Raw genomic sequence first — 1,577 nt, forward strand, 5'->3', positions numbered from 1 at the left:
CACGAAAATCATTTCAATTATTTCTTTTTCGTGTTCAGCTATTTTATCTGTAATCCTATTAGTAATTTTAATTATTGCACTAGTATAGATATCAATTTTAGTTTTACATACAAAAAACTACCAACTTAATACTGATAGTTGGTAGTCAAGAGATACATATTAATTTGTTAATTATGCTCATTTTGCTAGGATGACAAGTTCATCAAGTGCGCTGAGTCCATTCTTTAAGTAGAATTTCTCTGATGGAAAACCCTTTTCCGTATTTAAGATAATGGCATTCATTCCTTGCGCTTTTATTTCTTCTTCAATTAACTTTAAAAAATGGCTCCCGACACCCATACCCTGCATACCTACTTTTACACAGAATTGATCAATATAATACTCCATCCCATTAATCCATGGTTTTTTCATACCTATACTAAGCGCGACAACGTTATCTTCATCTTTTAAAACATAGCCTACAAAATAATTATTATTCATATGATTTTCAAAAAAATCAGTCACTTGTTTTTTTGAATCATATACATCGTTCCACGGTTCACTAGAGAATATATCTATAAATAAATCTACACAAATATCAAGAATATCTTCACTCAACGCATACAGCTTTAGTTGTTTTTCCATTTCCAAACACACCTTTCTCACTATAAAATAATCATTACAATAAGAATACTATATATTTTACCACCAAACAATATTAAGTTATCAATGTACTTAGTTTTCTAAATCATCGTTTAGCTAACTAATACTTTTAGAGTAGCAAAAAACCTACCAACCTCATATTGATAGTTGATAGGCGTAAATCTAGTTCTTATTAAAATCTAATGTTTAATATTCAATAAATTATAATATTTTTCTTCATTCATATTCCATCTAATCGGCAAGCCAATTAGATTACCTGTTAATAATCCACCGATTACAGGCAAATTAAAATCACTACCTATGACCACAAAACAGAATATAGAAGTTACCAAAATCACTAAACTATTAGTCATAAAACTATATAATAGATACATAAGTTTACCTTTTTTTCTATACTTCTCCCAATTTATAATGAATTTTTCGTCATCTGTATAAAATATTCTTGATAATTTGCTAGATTTTATCTTATTTGATTTAATTAAATACTTAAATAAAAGGATTGTAACAATATATATAATAAGAAAAATAACCAATATTTTTAATAGCCCCACATTAATATCTAATCGTTTCCCATTACTCATAACAATACTCCCCCAATTAATTTTATTTAAATGATAAAACTTTGCTTCGCATATTTATTCTGCTGTTACTATAAAGTACTACAGAAATCAATACTCATATTATACCACCATGAACAAATTACACCTACCTTTTTATTCCAATACTACTACCAACTATCAATATTCTATTTTCAATGTACTCTTACATTACTTTCTTCATAAATACCCTCCACTAAATATCAATTTATAGTTTTATTTTACCAACTCAACCTTTTATGGTACCCTATGATAGTGCATATAATAAAATAAAGAGGTGAGTTATAATGAAGTCTATCTTGTATGCCATGTTATTTGGTCTATTAATTACAATCGTAG

2 protein-coding genes are annotated in these 1,577 nt (G+C 27.4%); both read right to left on the minus strand.

Translation table 11 applies throughout. From position 1 onward, the window contains the following. Positions 1–177: 177 nt before the first annotated feature. Positions 178–624 (minus strand): GNAT family N-acetyltransferase, encoded by a 447-nt coding sequence (locus ACW2QF_RS20180; RefSeq protein ID WP_455717808.1) that lies wholly within the window; start codon positions 622–624, stop codon positions 178–180. A 197-nt stretch (positions 625–821) separates the two neighbouring features. Continuing rightward, positions 822–1,223 (minus strand): hypothetical protein, encoded by a 402-nt coding sequence (locus ACW2QF_RS20185; protein WP_455717809.1) that lies wholly within the window; start codon positions 1,221–1,223, stop codon positions 822–824. Positions 1,224–1,577: the final 354 nt, after the last annotated feature.

This window comes from Anaerosporobacter sp. (assembly GCF_965301125.1).